Annotated in this window: 1 tRNA gene; it reads right to left on the reverse strand. The window is 50.7% G+C overall.

Annotated features, from left to right (window positions below):
• Positions 1-77, reverse strand: a tRNA-Arg gene (locus tag FHK92_RS13505).
• Between the last annotated feature and the right edge of the window lie 134 nt (positions 78-211).

The following is a 211-nucleotide window of genomic DNA, read 5'->3' on the forward strand; positions in this document are numbered from 1 at the left end:
TGGTGCACTCGACAGGATTCGAACCTGTGACCGCTCGGTTCGTAGCCGAGTACTCTATCCAGCTGAGCTACGAGTGCAAGTTGTGGTTTTATACCAGATCACAACTGGTTGAAGCCAAGTTATTTGCATCGCTGCAAGCAACTCTTAAATGGTGCACTCGACAGGATTCGAACCTGTGACCGCTCGGTTCGTAGCCGAGTACTCTATCCAG

This window comes from Pseudomonas brassicacearum subsp. neoaurantiaca (assembly GCF_013608025.1).
In the GTDB taxonomy this organism is placed as follows: domain Bacteria; phylum Pseudomonadota; class Gammaproteobacteria; order Pseudomonadales; family Pseudomonadaceae; genus Aquipseudomonas.